The organism is Solitalea koreensis (assembly GCF_900182575.1).
Lineage (GTDB): Bacteria > Bacteroidota > Bacteroidia > Sphingobacteriales > Sphingobacteriaceae > Solitalea > Solitalea koreensis.
The window spans coordinates 121,956-139,475 of record NZ_FXSZ01000003.1; the positions used below are offsets into that span (position 1 = coordinate 121,956).

Annotated in this window: 19 protein-coding genes; 10 read left to right on the top strand and 9 right to left on the bottom strand. The window is 38.5% G+C overall.

Annotated elements, in window-relative coordinates; genetic code table 11:
• Nucleotides 1-23 precede the first annotated feature (23 nt).
• On the top strand, nucleotides 24-1,358 hold the full coding sequence (ffh, locus tag FN756_RS05990) for a signal recognition particle protein (RefSeq protein WP_142602373.1): 1,335 nt from the start codon (nucleotides 24-26) through the stop codon (nucleotides 1,356-1,358).
• Between the two features lie 93 nt (nucleotides 1,359-1,451).
• Here ffh and FN756_RS05995 read toward each other — a convergent pair whose 3' ends face one another.
• Both FN756_RS05995 and FN756_RS06000 read right to left on the bottom strand, forming a co-directional pair.
• Nucleotides 1,452-2,579 (bottom strand): histidine decarboxylase, encoded by a 1,128-nt coding sequence (locus FN756_RS05995; protein ID WP_142602375.1) that lies wholly within the window; start codon nucleotides 2,577-2,579, stop codon nucleotides 1,452-1,454.
• 74 nt (nucleotides 2,580-2,653) lie between these two features.
• Complete coding sequence (locus tag FN756_RS06000; protein WP_142602377.1) at nucleotides 2,654-3,178, bottom strand: 5' nucleotidase, NT5C type; 525 nt, start codon at nucleotides 3,176-3,178, stop codon at nucleotides 2,654-2,656.
• Between the two features lie 166 nt (nucleotides 3,179-3,344).
• Here FN756_RS06000 and FN756_RS06005 point away from each other — a divergent pair, with 166 nt between their 5' ends.
• The 6 genes from FN756_RS06005 to FN756_RS06030 all read left to right on the top strand — a co-directional run bounded on the left by FN756_RS06005 (nucleotide 3,345) and on the right by FN756_RS06030 (nucleotide 8,110).
• Entirely contained in the window at nucleotides 3,345-3,881 is a 537-nt protein-coding gene (locus FN756_RS06005; RefSeq protein WP_142602379.1) for a 30S ribosomal protein S16, read from the top strand.
• 203 nt (nucleotides 3,882-4,084) lie between these two features.
• Nucleotides 4,085-4,609 carry a ribosome maturation factor RimM gene (rimM, locus tag FN756_RS06010; RefSeq protein WP_142602381.1) on the top strand — a complete coding sequence of 175 codons (525 nt, stop codon included), beginning with the start codon at nucleotides 4,085-4,087 and terminating at the stop codon, nucleotides 4,607-4,609.
• Between the two features lie 119 nt (nucleotides 4,610-4,728).
• Nucleotides 4,729-5,319, top strand: a complete 591-nt coding sequence (locus tag FN756_RS06015; RefSeq protein WP_185955198.1) for a carboxypeptidase-like regulatory domain-containing protein — start codon at nucleotides 4,729-4,731, stop codon at nucleotides 5,317-5,319.
• A gap of 115 nt (nucleotides 5,320-5,434) precedes the next feature.
• Nucleotides 5,435-6,109, top strand: coding sequence for a tRNA (guanosine(37)-N1)-methyltransferase TrmD (gene trmD / locus FN756_RS06020; RefSeq protein WP_142602384.1), 675 nt, complete (start codon nucleotides 5,435-5,437; stop codon nucleotides 6,107-6,109).
• 132 nt (nucleotides 6,110-6,241) lie between these two features.
• Entirely contained in the window at nucleotides 6,242-6,589 is a 348-nt protein-coding gene (gene rplS, locus FN756_RS06025; protein ID WP_142602386.1) for a 50S ribosomal protein L19, read from the top strand.
• 279 nt (nucleotides 6,590-6,868) lie between these two features.
• Nucleotides 6,869-8,110, top strand: coding sequence for a mechanosensitive ion channel family protein (locus tag FN756_RS06030; protein ID WP_142602387.1), 1,242 nt, complete (start codon nucleotides 6,869-6,871; stop codon nucleotides 8,108-8,110).
• 113 nt (nucleotides 8,111-8,223) lie between these two features.
• Here FN756_RS06030 and FN756_RS06035 read toward each other — a convergent pair whose 3' ends face one another.
• The 5 genes from FN756_RS06035 to FN756_RS06055 form a co-directional block, all read right to left on the bottom strand.
• The gene (locus FN756_RS06035) at nucleotides 8,224-8,880 is read right to left on the bottom strand and encodes a phosphatidylserine decarboxylase family protein (RefSeq protein WP_142602389.1); all 657 of its coding nucleotides are present in this window, start codon (nucleotides 8,878-8,880) and stop codon (nucleotides 8,224-8,226) included.
• Between the two features lie 154 nt (nucleotides 8,881-9,034).
• Nucleotides 9,035-10,306 carry a Glu/Leu/Phe/Val family dehydrogenase gene (locus FN756_RS06040; protein ID WP_142602391.1) on the bottom strand — a complete coding sequence of 424 codons (1,272 nt, stop codon included), beginning with the start codon at nucleotides 10,304-10,306 and terminating at the stop codon, nucleotides 9,035-9,037.
• Nucleotides 10,307-10,356: 50 nt separating this feature from the next.
• Nucleotides 10,357-11,166, bottom strand: a complete 810-nt coding sequence (locus FN756_RS06045) for a phosphatidate cytidylyltransferase (RefSeq protein ID WP_142602393.1) — start codon at nucleotides 11,164-11,166, stop codon at nucleotides 10,357-10,359.
• A 151-nt stretch (nucleotides 11,167-11,317) separates the two neighbouring features.
• Nucleotides 11,318-11,521 carry a DUF2007 domain-containing protein gene (locus tag FN756_RS06050; protein WP_142602395.1) on the bottom strand — a complete coding sequence of 68 codons (204 nt, stop codon included), beginning with the start codon at nucleotides 11,519-11,521 and terminating at the stop codon, nucleotides 11,318-11,320.
• Nucleotides 11,522-11,528: 7 nt separating this feature from the next.
• Nucleotides 11,529-12,449 carry a CPBP family intramembrane glutamic endopeptidase gene (locus FN756_RS06055; RefSeq protein ID WP_142602398.1) on the bottom strand — a complete coding sequence of 307 codons (921 nt, stop codon included), beginning with the start codon at nucleotides 12,447-12,449 and terminating at the stop codon, nucleotides 11,529-11,531.
• Nucleotides 12,450-12,568: 119 nt separating this feature from the next.
• On the opposite strand from FN756_RS06055, the gene dusB reads away from it, so the two are divergent.
• Together dusB and apaG are read left to right on the top strand one after the other, a co-directional pair.
• Nucleotides 12,569-13,555: a tRNA dihydrouridine synthase DusB gene (dusB, locus tag FN756_RS06060; RefSeq protein ID WP_142602400.1), complete on the top strand. Its 987-nt coding sequence runs from the start codon at nucleotides 12,569-12,571 to the stop codon at nucleotides 13,553-13,555.
• Nucleotides 13,556-13,695: 140 nt separating this feature from the next.
• Nucleotides 13,696-14,082, top strand: a complete 387-nt coding sequence (apaG, locus tag FN756_RS06065) for a Co2+/Mg2+ efflux protein ApaG (RefSeq protein ID WP_142602402.1) — start codon at nucleotides 13,696-13,698, stop codon at nucleotides 14,080-14,082.
• Between the two features lie 79 nt (nucleotides 14,083-14,161).
• On the opposite strand, the gene FN756_RS06070 is transcribed toward apaG, so the two are convergent.
• Nucleotides 14,162-14,836, bottom strand: coding sequence for a zinc metallopeptidase (locus FN756_RS06070; protein ID WP_142602404.1), 675 nt, complete (start codon nucleotides 14,834-14,836; stop codon nucleotides 14,162-14,164).
• An 89-nt stretch (nucleotides 14,837-14,925) separates the two neighbouring features.
• Between FN756_RS06070 and rmuC the strand changes: the two genes are divergently transcribed.
• Complete coding sequence (rmuC, locus tag FN756_RS06075) at nucleotides 14,926-16,290, top strand: DNA recombination protein RmuC (protein WP_142602406.1); 1,365 nt, start codon at nucleotides 14,926-14,928, stop codon at nucleotides 16,288-16,290.
• Nucleotides 16,291-16,473: 183 nt separating this feature from the next.
• On the opposite strand, the gene thiL is transcribed toward rmuC, so the two are convergent.
• Entirely contained in the window at nucleotides 16,474-17,514 is a 1,041-nt protein-coding gene (gene thiL, locus FN756_RS06080) for a thiamine-phosphate kinase (RefSeq protein ID WP_142602848.1), read from the bottom strand.
• Nucleotides 17,515-17,520 lie beyond the last annotated feature (6 nt).

The window sequence follows — 17,520 nt, forward strand, 5'->3', positions numbered from 1 at the left end:
GCAGCCCTTAGATTCAGTGAATTATGTTTGACAATTTATCCGATAAACTCGACAGAGCGTTTAAAGTTCTGAAAGGACAAGGCAGTATCACCGAGATTAACGTGGCTGAAACCATGAAAGAGGTGAGAAAAGCCCTTTTAGACGCCGACGTTAACTATAAAACCGCCAAGGCTTTTACTGACACCGTAAAAGAAAAGGCACTAGGCATGAATGTTTTGACCTCGGTTTCTCCGGGTCAATTAATGATAAAGATCACCAACGATGAGTTAACTGCCTTAATGGGTGGTCAAACCGAAGAACTTGAGCTTAAACAAAACCCAACAATTATACTTATTGCCGGATTGAACGGTGCGGGAAAAACCACATTCTCCGGTAAACTGGCCAACTACCTCAAAACTAAAAAAGGTAAAAAACCTTTACTGATCGCCGGCGACGTATATCGCCCGGCGGCGATTGAACAGTTAAAGGTATTGGGTGAACAAATTGACGTTCCTGTATTTGCTGATCTTAATTCGAAAGATCCGATTGGTATTGCTCAGGCAGGTATTGCACAAGCCAAGCAAAACGGGAACAATGTAATTATCATCGATACCGCCGGCCGTTTAGCTATCGACGAGCAAATGATGAATGAGATCGCTGCCGTAAAAGCAAGCACGAATCCTCATGAAATCCTTTTTGTTGTCGATTCAATGACTGGTCAGGATGCGGTGAATACGGCAAAAGCCTTTAACAATCGCCTCGACTTTACTGGAGCGGTACTTACCAAACTCGATGGTGATACCCGTGGTGGCGCGGCTTTATCGATCAAATCGGTAGTAAACAAACCGATCAAGTTCATTGGTACCGGTGAAAAAATGGACGCAATCGATGTGTTCTACCCGGATCGTATGGCTTCGCGTATTCTGGGCATGGGCGACGTGGTTTCCTTGGTTGAACGTGCTCAAATGCAGTTCGACGAGAAAGAAGCTGCTGAACTTCAAAAGAAAATCCGCAAAAACAAATTCGACTTTAACGATTTCCTTAGTCAGTTGAATCAAATCAAAAAGATGGGTAACATCAAAGATTTGATGGGCATGATCCCAGGCGTGGGTAAAGCAATGAAAGATGTTGATATTGACGACAATGCTTTCAAAGGCATTGAAGCCATCATTCAGTCAATGACCAATCAAGAGCGTGAAAACCCTGAATTGATAAACACCAGCCGTCGTAATAGAATTGCAAAAGGCTCAGGACGTGATCTTACAGAGGTAAACCGCCTGTTGAAGCAGTTTGAAGACATGCGTAAAATGATGAAAATGTTCTCTAACCCGGCAACCGCTGCTAAAATGATGCGCAACATGCCGAAAATGGGAAGATAGATCCTAGATATAAGAGTCAAGAGCAAAGACTCTCCTCAACAAAACGGCCTTCGAATATTCGAAGGCCGTTTTTGTTAAACAATGGCTTAGTAATTAAACCAACTCCATTTGATATTTCTCAATATCTACAATCAGTTCATCTATTTGTGCTTCGTTAACATTAGGCATACAAATAATATGCGACAGTCCTTTTTCAGAGGCTAATTGCCATTTCTTACGCACTTGTTCATGAGCTTCCGGAAATACAACCGTTATTGAATTCGGGTTTCTCCAGGCTGCAATTCCCATGGCCCGTAAACGCTCTTCTGCATAGGCTGCAATTTTTAAACTGTGTTCCACACGGCGTTTTAAACCATCAAACCCGAACGTTTTTATAGCATACCACAAAAACAACGGGCTATGGCCATTTCTCGAACCGGTAATTGTTGTATCCAAACTTCCGATGTAAGCAACCGAACGGGCAATACGATCGCGATGTGATTTTTTAACCAGTAATGCCCCGCAAGGAGTAGGAGAGCCAATGAATTTATGTCCGCTTACAGCGATGCTATCGGCACCGTCTGCAAAATCAAATGCCGGGCGAGGGTCAAGGAATGGACTTATTGTTCCCGATAGCGCGCCATCACAATGAATGTAATAGTTCTGAATGGCTGCATCATTCAATATGTTTTTGATTTTGTTGATATCGTCCTTCGCTTCTGTCATTGTAGTGCCGATGTTGGCCAGAATGATAACCGGCATATGACGATTCATGCGGATGGTATGGTTTAAATCTTCATAATCTATTTCCCCGTTTTGCTGAGCGCGAATCACAATATTGGGCATATTGAGCAAATGCAGGTTCTTATGTACGCTATAATGAGTGGCCGCTGAATAGTAAACCATTCCCTTAGGATGCAGTTCGCGAGCCATGTACAAACCGTACATATTTCCTTCAGAACCACCATTGGTAACATACCCCCACCAGTTATTGACCGGAGCCCGAAACAGTTCAGCAAAAAACTCGATTACTTCACGTTCCATTTCGCGTGAATCAACCGCATAGGTACATTCGGCAAAGGGATCGCCCAAATTGTTTACAGGATATTTTAATAATTCCTGTAATTCAGTATAATCAAAATCTTTCGATACAGGATAGCCTAGAAAGTTTTGGGTATTTCTTTTTATTTTTTCAATTAATGCATTCAGTTTACTCTGATCTTCAGCACTTAATCTATTCATAAACAATTAATATTGATTGTTGCGCGCAAAGATGTAAATTCCAATTAACATCATAAAATATTGACACACAAAACTTACAACAATAATCCTGCAACCTCGTCCCAGTTATTCACTCGCTCATAATGGGTTACATTAACATTGTGCGGTGAAGTATAAAGAATTGGCCGTCCCTTAAACTGAGTAAAATTGCGAATCCGATCATCAATCATAATATCAGCATTGATAATACTTTTATCTCCACAAAACACGATGTGCTTCCAACTAATAAAGGGGAAATGATCCTGAAGCCAATCGTACTTATCTTTATATGAATTAGGAAATTCAGATGCGGCACTGGCAACAAACACTTCGTATTTATTACAAAGTTCAGCCACTACTTCACGAGCGCCCGGCATTACAGGCAGATCCCTGAAAAAGTTTTTTTCGTTGATCCATTCTCGAACCCGAGGGGTTAAACTTTCAGGCACAGCTTGCCAAAGTTCCTTACCGTGCAGCATTTCGGCACTAATTTCAAAACCTTCTTGTTCTTTAAAACGGTGGATGAATTTGGACCAGGTGTCGGCCATCACTTCGTCCATATCGATTGCGAGCTTAAGCATATGGTATAACTTTAAATTTGCTTCCTAATTTACAACGATTAAACCTTAGGTTTTTATCTAAACAATTAATGCTGAATAGTTTCGCGATATATCTTTTTGTTTTAGATATTTTTCTTACTTTTGCACTCCCTTTAGCGGAGATAAAGGGACTTAACTAATTAAAATTATGCCAGTTAAAATCAGATTACAAAGACACGGTAAAAAAGGTAATGCTTTTTACCACATTGTGGTGGCGGATTCACGTGCTCCGAGAGATGGAAAATTTATTGAACGTATCGGTTCTTACAACCCGAATACAAACCCTGCAACAATTGACTTAAATGTTGATAAGGGCGTTCAATGGTTACAAAACGGTGCACAACCAACCGATACCACCCGCGCAATTTTGTCGTACAAAGGTGTTTTATACAAAAAACACTTACAAGGCGGCGTTACAAAAGGTGCTTTAACTCAAGAGCAGGCAGATGCTAAATTTGCTGCATGGGTAGAAAGCAAGCAAAGCAAAATCGACGCTAAAAAAGGCGGATTAACTGCTAGCGCTGCTGAAAAAGCAAAAGCACGTTTAGTTGAAGAAGCTAAAATTAAAGAAGAAAGAGCAAAAGCTATCGCTGCTAAAAATGCACCGGTTGCTGAGGCTCCTGCCGCTGAAGAAGCTGCAGAAGAGGCTACTCCAGAAGAAAACAACGAAGCAGCAGCTGAGTAATTTCTTCCTTTTAAAAAAGAATAGTATAGCGATAGGACCTGGTTCTATCGCTATATTTTTTTAATGCCACTTAATCCTCTAAAGGACTTTTATAACGAGACGAAAAGAAAAAACAAATGCCTTTGTAAGTAATAATTACTTTTGCATTCTATCATTTTTTTATCTCAAATCGCACATCGCACTACTCAAATCTCTAATACAACATGAAAGCGGAAGATTTATTTCAAATAGGATACATTACTAAAACCAAGGGCCTAAAAGGCGAGGTGCAGGTTTACTTTGATGTAGATGATCCGGAGAATTACTTAACTGCCGATTCCGTATTCCTTGAAATCGCTGGAAAGTATATCCCTTATTTTATTGAAGAACTTCGTTTTCAGAAAAATGTTGCCTACATCATTTTTGATGAACTAACAACAATTGAAGAGGCTCAAAAAATTGTAGGCAAAAAGCTTTCTATCCTTAAAAAACACGTTCCTAAAAAGTCAGAAAAAGACTTTACGTTAAAAGACTTAAAAGGATTTACCGCCTTTGATGAAGAATCCGGTGAATTAGGAGAAGTAAAAGAAGTACTGGAACTGCCTCAGCAGTTTATCGCAACTGTTATTTACAAAGGAAAAGAGATTTTATTTCCGATGAACGATCAAACACTCAAAGGCATTGACGTGAAAGCCAAGAAGTTTATGGTCCTATTACCTGACGGATTGTTGGATATCTATCTGGAATAAGCGATTATTTACGCATTATGTTTCTACAAAATCTTACGATGGATGAAATAAAATCGTAACAGTTTCGTATTTTTAGGATATATAATGCCACTATGATTAGGACTGTTAACAAATTACTTATGTTGCTGCTGTTTTGTGCTTGGGGTTATTCTGCTACAGCACAACAGAAATCGAAGATTCAAGTAGTACAGTTAACAGGCGTTGTTTATTCGGCAGATAGCATCAACGAAAAAATCCCTTTTGTTAACATTAAGATAAAGGGTACGACAAGGGGCACGGTGACTGATCTTAATGGCTTTTTCTCGATCCCTATTCTTGCCAGCGACACCTTGGTTTTTTCAGCCGTGGGATATGCTGAGCAGGATTTCTTTTTAAAAGACCCTTCTATTAACCTAGTAAAGCTTTTTGTAAACATACGCATGCATACGCAAACCTATACACTTAAGGGTGTAACTGTTTATGGTCTTACGAAAGAAAACTTTAAAAGAGCGTTCCTGGAGCTCGATATCCCTCAGAATGCCTATGCTTATACTATAAATCCCAAACTAATCCCAACTCCTGAGGAGCTTAAACTACCTCCTCCCGTTGGAATTAACTTCAGCCCAAGTGAACTTTTAAAAGAAATTCCAGCAATTAAACGGGCTTCCGATAAAAAGAAACACAAAAAAATGATTGAAAAAGACGGCGATCAGATTCCTGAAATGCATTAATAGTAATATACCGAAGGGCAAATAGACTGAACTGAAAAAGCGATTCTTATACTACTTTTTTAACGTCAACTTCCATCATACTTCTTCCGTCATCCATTTACATTATCTTTGCGGCATGAGGATCGATATTATTACCGTACTTCCGCAACTGCTCGACAGTCCTTTTGCTCATTCAATTTTATTACGTGCTCAAAAAAAAGGATTGGCCGAAATCGTTGTACATAATCTTCGTGATTATTCAACCCATAAACACAAAAGTGTTGATGACTATCCATACGGCGGAGGCTCCGGAATGGTTATGATGATTGAACCATTTGTAAACTGCATTGAAAAGCTAAAAACAGAACGGGACTACGATGAAGTGATCTTCATGACCCCTGATGGAGCCGTTTTCAACCAGCAAATCGCAAATCAGCTGAGCAATCAACAAAACCTTATCATACTTTGCGGCCACTACAAAGGCATTGATCAACGAATCAGAGATAATTATGTTACTCGTGAAATATCAATCGGTGATTATGTGCTTTCAGGAGGAGAACTACCGGCAGCTGTTTTGGTTGATGCTATAGTAAGGCTGTTGCCCGGCGTGTTATCCGATGAAACATCTGCATTAAGCGACTCTTTTCAAGGCGATTTGTTAGATGCTCCGGTTTACACCCGCCCGGCTGAATTTCAGGGAATGAAGGTTCCGGATATTCTTCTTAGCGGCAATACGCCTGAAATTGAGAAATGGCGCTATGAGCAATCGCTGGAAAGAACCCGCACTCGCCGACCAGATTTGTTAGAATAAAAAGATGTTAAAAACCATCAAAATCTGTTGATAAGTTTCTTTTTGAAAAATCATTTTCAAATTTCAAATAATTTCTCTATAATTGCATTCCGATTTTTAGGCGACTAAAACTCGTTTAATTACCTTAATAAGATGGATTTAGTAAAATTTGTTGAAGAACAAACCGCGAAGATATCAGATATTCCTTCGTTCAAAGCAGGTGATACAATTACTGTACACTATAAGATTAGAGAGGGTAGCAAAGAGCGTATCCAGTTGTACCAAGGTGTAGTTATTCAACGTAATAGCACTGGTAACAATGAAACATTTACTGTACGTAAAGTTTCTAACTCAATTGGAGTTGAGCGTATTTTTCCAATAAACTCACCAAACATTGAGAAAATTGAAGTGAACAGCCGTGGTGCCGTTCGTCGTGCTAAACTGTTTTACTTACGTGGACTTACCGGTAAGAAAGCTCGTATCAAAGAAAAAAGAGCATAAGGCTTTTTACACATACATTACAACCCTCTTGTTTACATAAGAGGGTTTTTTGTTTTTGTACCTATTGAGATGAATGACAAAGACCCAAGATTAAATTTTTAGTTCTATGATATGGTTTTCATCAATTTAAACATCAATGATAAATAATTTTACAAGGCCGAAATTGTCAATTTCGTTTACCTTTATTTTTTAATCTAAAAGTGAATAAAACCTAGCTATTAGGTTCGCAGGTTATTGGTCATTTGTATCGTATCTAATATCTTTCGTCAAAATAAAATTATGATGCTCCTAGATTTTCTCAACCAGGTTGTTTTTAGCAATACTATAAAAACGTATATAACGATTGCCGTTATTTTATTTGTCGGCCTGGTCTTCAAACGTTTCATATCCAAATTACTCAGCAGGTTATTATTCCGTCTGTTTAAGCAATATTCAGGTGATGACAATGCCGGAAAATTTGTTGAACTAATGCTGAAGCCTTTGGAGTTTCTCATTCTTGTATTCTTTTGCTTTGTTGCCTTAAACCAACTTAACAATCTTAACAAACCCATATTTACCCACTCCGAAATCCAAAAAATAGAACAAAATATTGATACTGGATTATCACCAAGCAAAGGATTAACCAACGCTACACCACCTGCCAAACAAGTGGATTACTTTAGAAGTTCAAATAGTCCGCTTACTTATCTGATTTTAACCAATAAAATATTCCTTTTATTAGCGCTTAGCTGTGTTTTTTGGGTTCTTGTTAGAATACTCGACTTTGTTGCTTATGTCATGCTTTCAAAGGCTGAAGAAAGTGATTCAAAAGCCGGGATTCAAATCATTCCCTTTACAAAAGAAGTGGTTAAGTTCATCGTGATTATTTTTGGCTTTTTAGTGATTCTAAGTGCTGTATTTGACCTTAATATAGGCCTTATTGTTAGCGGACTTGGGATTGGCGGCTTGGCCTTAGCCCTAGCCGGAAAAGAAACGGTTGAAAACCTTTTTGCTGCTTTTACTATATTTATAGATAAACCTTTTTTGGTTGGAGACTTGGTACATGTTGCCGGAATTGACGGCACAATTGAAAGGGTAGGATTTAGAAGCACGAGAATCCGAACGCTTGAAAAAAGCATTGTAACCATCCCTAATAAGCAAATGGTTGATAATGTATTAGACAATCTGGCTTTAAGAACCAGCAGAAGGGTAAAATTCACCTTAGGATTAACCTATGACACTTCCGAAAAATCTATTAGAGGGATTATAGATGCAATTAAAACACTTTTAGCCCAACAACCTGAAGTTCACAATGATTTTGTAGTGGCTCTTGATGGCTTTTCAGAATCATCGCAAACGATATTGATTTTATTTTTTGTGGAAGAAACCAGCTATGCACCCTTTGTTCAAATCAAGGAAAGAATATTGTTTAGCATTCGGAATATCATTATGAATAGTGAAGGCAACTTTGCTTACCCAACACAACGGGTAATACACGAAACCGTGATTGGAACAGAGGGTACGAACAATACTACAACTTAAGACCCTGTGACATTAATAAAAAAAGCGACTAGATATCTCTCTAGTCGCTTTTTTTATTAATGAGCCTCTTTTATATTACTGTTTTTTTAGAACTCTTATTCGAAAAGATCGGTTTATAATTCAGCAATTACAGTGCGGGCGCCCTTTACATTTTGATCAAGCTGAACATTGATTTTAGTACCTAAGGGAAGAAACACATCCACTCTTGAACCAAATTTAATGAATCCCATTTCACTGCCTTGCGTTACTTGTTGGCCTTCTTTAACGTAGTAAACAATTCGACGCGCCATCGCTCCTGCAATTTGGCGGAACAATACTTCAACCTTATTCTTTCCTTCAATTACAACAGTGGTACGTTCGTTTTCGGTAGAAGATTTCGGATGCCAAGCTACCAGATAAAGACCTGGATGATATTTAGCATACTTTACAATACCCGAAATTGGATTACGATTAACGTGTACATTAACCGGCGACATGAATATAGAAACCTGAATACGTTTATCCTTAAAGTATTCGTTCTCTTCCGTTTCTTCTATTACAACCACTTTGCCATCAGCAGGGGCAAGCACATATTTATCATTTACTTCTACCTTGAAAATAGGATCACGGAAGAACTGTAAAATAACAATAGTCAAAAATGCAGCAACTGCATACGCTAAATAGTGTGCCCAGGTAACTTCCGGAAAAAAATATCGTACCAATGCAATTAATGCAGCACTGAAAAGAATAACAATGGTAAGGCTGGCGTAGCCCTCTTTGTGAAATTTCATAAACAAAGTTAAAAAGTTAAAGGTTGCAAAGTTAAAAGATTTTAGTCCAACACCTAAAAATCCTGCAATGAGCTCATTCAATAAAAACAAAACCCTAAACCTTAATTTCTCAAAGAAAAAAAGGTTCAGGGTTTAAATTATGTTTAGAATTCGCTTAGTATCCGCCTAACAACTTACGGGTACTTGCTACTTTGTCAATAGCAACAATGTAAGCTGCAATACGCATGTTAACGTTAAATTTCAACGATGCTTGATACACTTGTTCAAAAGCTTCTTTCATGGTACGATCAGCACGACGATTTACGCGCTCTTCTGTCCAGAAATAACCCATGCGGTTTTGTACCCATTCAAAATAAGAAACAGTTACACCTCCGGCATTCGCAAGAATATCAGGAACTACAATGATTCCTTTGCTATTCAAAATATCATCAGCATTTGCAGAAGTAGGGCCATTAGCTCCTTCAACAATCAGCTTAGCTCTAATTTTATGTGCATTATGTTTAGTAATCTGATCTTGCAAAGCTGCAGGAACTAATACATCCACATCTAATGTTAATAACTCTTCATTAGTGATTTTTTCAGCATTTCTGTAACCGTCCAATGAATTTCTATTCGCTTGTGAGTACGCAATAGCCTCACTTACATTGATTCCTTCTTTGTTATAGTAAGCGCCAGAAACATCAGAAATGGCAATAATCTTAATTCCTTGAGTTTCCAACAATTTTGCTGAAATAGAACCAACGTTACCAAAACCTTGAACTGCAGCAGTTGCATTGGCAGGATTGATTCTTAATTTATTCAACGCTGCACGACAAGTAACCATAACACCGCGACCAGTTGCTTCAACGCGACCTCTTGAACCACCAAGCACCAATGGCTTACCGGTTACTACTCCGGCATTAGCATAGCCCTTAATTTTAGAGAATTCGTCCACTAGCCAAGCCATTTCTTGTTGGCCGGTACCCATATCTGGAGCAGGAATATCTTTTTCAGGACCAAAAACATCAGAAAGAGCTGAAGTATAGGCACGTGTTAAACGCTCCAATTCTCCTTTCGACATTATACGCGGATCGCACTTTATACCTCCTTTAGCACCACCAAATGGAATATTCACTACCGCACATTTCCAAGTCATCCAAGCCGCAAGCGCTTTTACTTCGTCAAGACAAACGTCCATTGCATAACGAATTCCGCCCTTACTAGGGCCCAAATAATTGTTATGAATAACGCGGTAGCCTTCGAAAACCTGAGTACGGCCATTATCCATGGTAACAGGAACGTTAACCATCACCGCTTTAACAGGAGATTTAAGCATATTGTAAGTATCCTCGTCAAGACCGAGAATTTTTGCAGCCACGTCAAAACGCGACATCATAGATTCAAAAGGGTTGGAATGTTCAACCAGCTGGCTCTCTTTAACTTCCATAAAAATTAAGGTTTATCAATAAAAATTGGTGGCGCAAATCTGATAATCTTTTAGCTAATTACCAAAAGATATACATACACAAATGGCGCTGCCAATAATAAACCATCAAAACGGTCGAGAATACCACCATGGCCCGGTAGTAAGTTTCCGGAATCCTTTACGTTTAAACTGCGTTTTAACATGGATTCTACCAAATCGCCAAGCGTTCCGAAAACGACTATAATTGCTGCAATGATTAACCAGTTTAATGAGGATAAAGAGCTGAAATAGTAAGCAATGCCCTGCGATATGAGTAAAGTACAGATCATGCCACCAATAAATCCTTCCCAGGTTTTCTTAGGAGAGATCCGCTCAAATAGTTTGGTTCGACCTAATGCCCGGCCAAATAAATAAGCAAAAGAGTCATTGCTCCAAAGTAGCAAAAGGAAACCAAGTGGAATTTGGTATGTATATGAACCCTTTAAAAAACCCATCGACATAAACACCGCATAGGGTAAAACCGCATATATAATACCGAGAGCGGTATAGCCCACATTCACAAATGGGGTTTCGCTTCTTCGGAAAAGTTCGACAAGAAACATCCCCATTATAATTGGGTAAACGAGATAAAAGCAGAATGACGGGATTAAACGAAAATTATAAAGCGCGAAAAGAGAATAAACCACAATGCCGGCAAGTAAGCCATATCCTGCAATCGGTTTGTTTATGGTTGAGCCAACTAGTCTGAAAAATTCTAAAAGACTAAGAACAGAAATAATAAAGAAAAGGATAGAGATACTATTGCCGCTGTAATAAACACCTACAATAAGGGTTATAGCGAAAAAAAATGCGGTAATGGTTCGTTGTAAAAAATTGCTCATTGTTTTTTGAAGCGAATGAAAAGATTCAAGTGTAAAGATAATGTCTGAGAATCTTATTTAACGATGCTGGTGGTATAAAAGGGAATTTGTGCAGAATAATCAATTGCTGAATGTATCATAAACAATCACTCATTCAACAACTTACTGCTAATTATTCACTTTGTATAATTACTTCAATTGCTTTATTAAAATCGATACCGGGAACATATAATTCAATTTCGCCGAAGTTGAGGTAAGACGAATCTCGTTTATTAAGTTTAATTACATCCAGATTCTCTTCTTCAAGCAAATGCTTCATTAGTTCGGCCTTATACCAAATAGGTGTTGTATAAACCTTTACCCAGCTATTTTTCATATTCTTGTCATTTAAGTATACGTTTCCTTGTAACGGTATAAAAACCAAACAACAATAGCATTGTTGCCAGCAAACTAAACATATAAACGCCAGCTGGTGCTGCAACGTCGCTGTCAATGTTAAATTTTGTTATTTTATTCTGAAACAAATAACTAAAAACCACCACAGTTCCGTTGTTTAAAAAATGGGCTAATACAGGAAGCCATATACTGTTACTCCAATAAAAAAGATAACCAAATAGTACGCCAAGTAACATTCTGGGAATAAATCCATAAAACTGAATGTGCATAGCACTAAACAGTACAGCTGTTATAATAATCCCCGCATGCACGTTTTTTGACCATCCGATAAATATCCGTTGTAATACCCCCCTAAACAAAAACTCTTCTCCAATTGCCGGCAATACTGCAATCATTACCAAGTTAATCAAAAGAGCACCAACATTATTCATTTTTAAAAATGTTTTAGTCAGCTCACCTAAATTATCCTCTTGCGCCCTCATCCATGTTTCAAGTTCTTTTAAAAAAGAAGGAAGGTGCATCTTGGCATTCAATTGGGCTGTAAATTCCATAAATGGTGATGAAATAAGGCCAATGGAAATTACCAAAATAACCAACAACAAACTTGTGCTTTTATTGGTTTTCAAGTAATCGCCTGTTTGCTCGCCAACGAAATAAGGAAAAAGAACAGCCGGTAGTATAAACAATGCAAATGCTTGAATGATTTGAAGCATTTTTAGTGCAGCAATTACCTCAGGGTTATTATAATCAGCTAGTATTCCCTGGTTAAGGAAAATATTAATGCCAAACAATGGCGGGATCAATATAAAGCCGATCGAAAAAAAAACAGCTAAACTAGCCATCGCCAGAAACAATAGGAATATGAACTGAACATAATAAGGCTTGTTGTGTAAAAATCCTTTCATCATAAATCGATGGATAATCTATATAAGTAACTAATTTACTATCATTTATAAACAAAGAGTCTCAATTAGCTGTTGGCACATGCGAGCTGTAATACTTATCTTTGCGCAAAAAGAACAGTGTTTTGGTAAAGATAGGAAATATTGAGCTTGGAGAATTCCCTTTGTTGTTGGCTCCAATGGAAGATGTGAGCGACCCTCCGTTCCGTTATGTGTGCAAAAAAAACGGGGCTGATTTAATGTATACTGAGTTTATATCGTCTGAGGGTTTGATTCGTGATGCTGCTAAAAGTGTACAGAAGCTCGACATATTTGAATATGAGCGCCCGATCGGCATACAAATTTTCGGTAGCAATATTGAAAGTATGCGCGAAGCAACTGAAATAGCGACAAAAGCCAATCCTGATCTTATCGATATTAATTATGGCTGCCCGGTAAAAAATGTGGCCTGCAAAGGAGCCGGAGCGAGTTTGCTTCAAGATATTGATAAAATGGTGAAGATGACTGCTGCTGTTGTAAAGTCAACTCATTTGCCAGTTACCGTTAAAACCCGCTTGGGTTGGGATGATGACACAAAAAATGTGTATGAGGTGGCCGAGCGTTTACAAGACGTGGGCATCCAAGCCTTGACTATTCATGGCAGAACGCGGTCGCAAATGTATAAGGGCGTTGCGGATTGGACTTTAATAAGGGAGATTAAGCGTAACCCTCGCATTCAGATTCCGATTTTTGGAAATGGCGATGTGGATTCAGTACAAAAAGCATACGACTGGCGTAGAGAATTTGAGATAGATGGGATTATGATTGGTCGTGCTTCAATTGGATATCCCTGGATTTTCCGTGAAATAAAGCATTTTTTTAACACCGGAGAAATTTTAGCAGGGCCAACCATTGCTGAACGCCTGGATGTTTGCCGAACCCATTTTGATAAGTCAATTGAATGGAAAGGCGAAAAACAAGGCATTTTTGAAATGCGTCGTCATTACGCTAATTACTTTAAAGGTTTATCCAACAGCAAAGAAATTCGAATGAAACTCGTGAGTCTGAATTCGGTTTCGGAAATTCACGCTGTTTTAGAAGAAATAAAAGACCTTTATTTAGAAGAGGTCTAATTGTATAAATGTTAACACGGAAGCCTTTTTCAAACTTTTTTATTTGGCATAAAAATCGCTTCAAGTTTTATAAATAATTGCCATCAAAATATCTGTGATCCTCATGGATTTTCTACTTGGCCCAAAACATAAACACTGCAATGGTTACTAAAATTACAGAAGGTGTTAAAGTTTCGGTTGAAACAATGTTCCAACCGGAATATTCTAATCCTGCAAACAATCACTTTATGTTTGCCTACAAGATTACGATAGAAAATCAAACTGACTACACCGTTCAGTTGCTTCGTAGACATTGGTTTATTTTCGACTCAAACAGCACTCATCGTGAAGTAGATGGTGAAGGGGTTGTAGGGCAACAGCCCGTAATTGAACCTGGCGAGCGCCATGAATATGTTTCGGGTTGCAACCTTAATACAGAAATAGGATCAATGAAGGGATTTTATGAAATGAAACGCATGGCAGATGGCTCACATTTTGAAGTAAATGTTCCTGAATTTATGCTCATTAGCCCTTATCGTTTAAATTAGAAATCCTTAATAAATTCAATAAAAGCGAAAGGCTTGTGAAAATTTTCACGAGCCTTTCGCTTTTATTGAATTATTATCATTAATGTCTTCTTCCGCCCATAGCTATGCTCACGTAATAAAGCAGTGTTGCCAACGAGCCAATCGCTGCCACCACATAGGTCATTGCAGCCCAGCTTAGTGCACTTTTAGCCTGTTCATGTTCTTGAGTTCTGGTTATTCCGCTTGCATCGAGCCAACCAAGTGCTCTACGGCTTGCGTCTAACTCTACCGGCAAAGTAACAAAACTGAAAATTGTTGTAAAAGCAAACAGGACAATTCCAATCCAGAGAAGAGCCGGAAAGACATTGATCATTAATATGCCTCCCAACAATATCCATTGCACCCACTGTGACGTTATGGATAAAAGCGGAACCATTGACGACCGAAACTGCAACCAAGCATACGATCTTGCATGCTGCACAGCGTGGCCACATTCATGAGCCGCAACAGCTGCCGAGGCAATGCTTGTACCGTTGTAAACATCAGAACTTAGGTTTACCGTACGATCTGCCGGATTATAGTGGTCGGTTAGTCGCCCTTCTGCAGAAATGATCTTCACATCATAAATTCCATTATCAGATAACATTTTTTCAGCAACGGCTCGTCCTGTCATTCCTGAAGAAAGTGGAATTTGTGCAAACTCTTCAAATTTGCTCTTGAAGCGCCAGCTTACCAGCCAGCTTGCCAACATTACAAGGATGATTAATAAATACATCGATAAATATATTAGTGTAAATTAAATAAGATAAAATTATTGGATTTAATTTACACTTCATAAGTTAATTTTAGCTCAAATAATTGATTATGGATATTCTTTTTTTTGTTTCTGGTGTAGCTGCAGGTTCGGTCGTACTGTTCATTTACTTTAAAGTAAAAGTGGGCAATATTAATCTTTCCATATATAATGACCTTGAAAAGAAAACGGTCTTGCTAGAGGAGCGTGAGCGAATTGCTCAACAAGAAATTGCGCGGTTGCGGAACGATTTAGTGGATGAGCGCTTAAGATACAGCATTGAATTGAATCAGGAACAAACCCGCAGCAACTTAGCCCAGTCAGAGCTCGCACAATTAAGAGAAAATCTGTCGAGTCAAAAACAGCGATTAACAGAACAGCGACAGGAAATTGATGATATGCACAAAAAATTAACGTTGCAGTTCGAAAATATTGCAGGGAAGCTACTCGAAGAGAAATCACAAAAATTTTCGGAACAGAACCGAACAAGTATGGATATTTTAATTAATCCTCTAAAGGAAAAAATAGCCGACTTTGAAAAGAAAGTTGAAAGCGCTTATGATCAGGAACTGCGTGATAAAATCAGCTTGAAAGAAGAGGTAAAAAAACTTTTTGAGTTAAACAGTAAAATAAGCGAAGAAGCCCATAACCTCACGCGGGCGTTAAAAAGTGATAGTAAAAAACAAGGGAATTGGGGAGAGTTCATTTTGGAACGTATTCTTGAACGCTCAGGACTTACAGAAGGGGAGAGTTTCACCACTCAAGGCAAAAATATGACCCTGACTGATAAAGAGGGCGGCCGCTACCAGCCCGATGTAATTATTCATCTTCCTGAAAATAAACATATCGTTGTTGACTCAAAGGTTTCGTTATTGGCATATGAACAGCTTATAAATGCTGACACGGAAGAAAATCGTGAACATTACACAAAGCTCCATCTACATTCCATGAAAAATCATGTGGTTGATCTGAGTAATAAAAACTATTCCATGCTCAATGGAATTAATGCTCCTGAGTTTGTGTTGTTGTTTGTTCCGATTGAATCCTCATTTAGTGTTGCTGTGCAATATGATCATGACTTATTTACCTATGCGTGGGATAAAAAAGTAGTCATTGTAAGCCCAAGTACATTGCTGGCAACATTACGCACTGTGGCTTCAATCTGGAAACAAGAGCGGCAAAACAAAAATGTAATGGAAATCGCCAAACTTAGTGGCGACATGTACGATAAGTTAGTTGGTTTTATTGGAGATATGGAAGGCATTGATAAGAATCTGCGACAGTCACGTGATGCATTTGATAAGGCAATGAATAAACTAACTTCCGGCCGTGGCAGTTTAACCATTACAGCCGATAAGATTATGAAACTGGGTGCAAAGACCAGTAAGAATATTGATCCAAGGTATTTGGAAGAAGAACAGGATTTATTAGATTAAAAGAAAGGCTCCATACCCGGAGTCTTTCTTTTAATTTTACAGTCGGGATTAACCCACGAATTCCCATATTAACAACTTGATCACCATCATCGGGCTGAAAGCAACCGTCTTGATTTTGGTCAATCCACTATGATTCCAAAGTGTATAAATCGCGACGAAAACGTTTCGAAATAGCTCTTTTGTCTATTTTTTAAATGCATCCCAGCCTTGAGCTGTTAAAGTGTGAGCATTCCCCGATTTAGAAATCAGGTAACAACCTTCACTTTCATCGGTCATGTGTCCAATAATGGAGATATCCGGCTGGAACTTGATTTTATCGTAATCGCTTTGGCTAACCGTAAATAGCAATTCATAATCTTCGCCACCACTCAACGCACAAACAGTTGGGTCTAATCCAAAATCACGGGCTGTATCATAAGTCATCGGATCAATAGGAATCTTTTCTTCATACAGTTTACAACCCAGTTTTGAACTGTTTGCTATGTGTAAGGTTTCAGAAGCTAATCCATCAGAAATATCAATCATAGCAGTTGGCTTTATTCCCAAAGCTTTCAACGTTTCTGGTACATCAACCCGGGCTTCCGGTTTTAGCTGTCTTTCAACAATATAATCCTTACCTTCTAAATCAGGCTGAATGTTTGAGTTCTCCAAAAAAACCGCTTTTTCACGTTCCAGCATTTGCAGGCCCATGTATGCCCCGCCCAAATCTCCAGAAACGCATAATAAATCTCCAGCTTTCGCTGTATTGCGATATACAATGTCTTCCTGGTTCGCTTCTCCCAAAACGGTAACACTTATAATTAATCCCTTTTGAGATGAACAGGTATCACCGCCGACTAAATCAACTTTATATTTATTGCAGGCCAGCAAAATACCGCTGTACAATTCTTCAATAGCCTCAAGCGTAAAACGACTGGAAATACCCAATGAAATTGTAACCTGAGTTGGCTTTGCATTCATGGCGCAAATATCCGACAGGTTTACGATTATCGATTTATAGCCAAGATGCTTTAGGGGCATATACATTAAATCGAAATGTACTCCTTCGATCAACATATCGGTTGAGACCAAAACCTTTTTGTTGGGAAAATCCAGAACCGCAGCATCGTCTCCTACGCCTTTCACGGTTGAATTATGATACAACTTGATGTGTTCAGTAAGGTGATTTATCAATCCGAACTCTCCCAGATCTTTCAAAGTGGAGAATCCGCTGTTTTCAAAAATTTCGCT

Excerpts from the sequence above, each read along its gene's own strand:
- ffh (WP_142602373.1), top strand. The coding sequence starts at position 24 with ATGTTTGACAATTTATCCGATAAACTCGACAGAGCGTTTAAAGTTCTG.
- FN756_RS05995 (WP_142602375.1), bottom strand. The coding sequence starts at position 2,579 with ATGAATAGATTAAGTGCTGAAGATCAGAGTAAACTGAATGCATTAATT.
- FN756_RS06000 (WP_142602377.1), bottom strand. The coding sequence starts at position 3,178 with ATGCTTAAGCTCGCAATCGATATGGACGAAGTGATGGCCGACACCTGG.
- FN756_RS06005 (WP_142602379.1), top strand. The coding sequence starts at position 3,345 with ATGCCAGTTAAAATCAGATTACAAAGACACGGTAAAAAAGGTAATGCT.
- rimM (WP_142602381.1), top strand. The coding sequence starts at position 4,085 with ATGAAAGCGGAAGATTTATTTCAAATAGGATACATTACTAAAACCAAG.
- FN756_RS06015 (WP_185955198.1), top strand. The coding sequence starts at position 4,729 with ATGTTGCTGCTGTTTTGTGCTTGGGGTTATTCTGCTACAGCACAACAG.
- trmD (WP_142602384.1), top strand. The coding sequence starts at position 5,435 with ATGAGGATCGATATTATTACCGTACTTCCGCAACTGCTCGACAGTCCT.
- rplS (WP_142602386.1), top strand. The coding sequence starts at position 6,242 with ATGGATTTAGTAAAATTTGTTGAAGAACAAACCGCGAAGATATCAGAT.
- FN756_RS06030 (WP_142602387.1), top strand. The coding sequence starts at position 6,869 with ATGATGCTCCTAGATTTTCTCAACCAGGTTGTTTTTAGCAATACTATA.
- FN756_RS06035 (WP_142602389.1), bottom strand. The coding sequence starts at position 8,880 with ATGAAATTTCACAAAGAGGGCTACGCCAGCCTTACCATTGTTATTCTT.
- FN756_RS06040 (WP_142602391.1), bottom strand. The coding sequence starts at position 10,306 with ATGGAAGTTAAAGAGAGCCAGCTGGTTGAACATTCCAACCCTTTTGAA.
- FN756_RS06045 (WP_142602393.1), bottom strand. The coding sequence starts at position 11,166 with ATGAGCAATTTTTTACAACGAACCATTACCGCATTTTTTTTCGCTATA.
- FN756_RS06050 (WP_142602395.1), bottom strand. The coding sequence starts at position 11,521 with ATGAAAAATAGCTGGGTAAAGGTTTATACAACACCTATTTGGTATAAG.
- FN756_RS06055 (WP_142602398.1), bottom strand. The coding sequence starts at position 12,449 with ATGATGAAAGGATTTTTACACAACAAGCCTTATTATGTTCAGTTCATA.
- apaG (WP_142602402.1), top strand. The coding sequence starts at position 13,696 with ATGGTTACTAAAATTACAGAAGGTGTTAAAGTTTCGGTTGAAACAATG.
- FN756_RS06070 (WP_142602404.1), bottom strand. The coding sequence starts at position 14,836 with ATGTATTTATTAATCATCCTTGTAATGTTGGCAAGCTGGCTGGTAAGC.
- rmuC (WP_142602406.1), top strand. The coding sequence starts at position 14,926 with ATGGATATTCTTTTTTTTGTTTCTGGTGTAGCTGCAGGTTCGGTCGTA.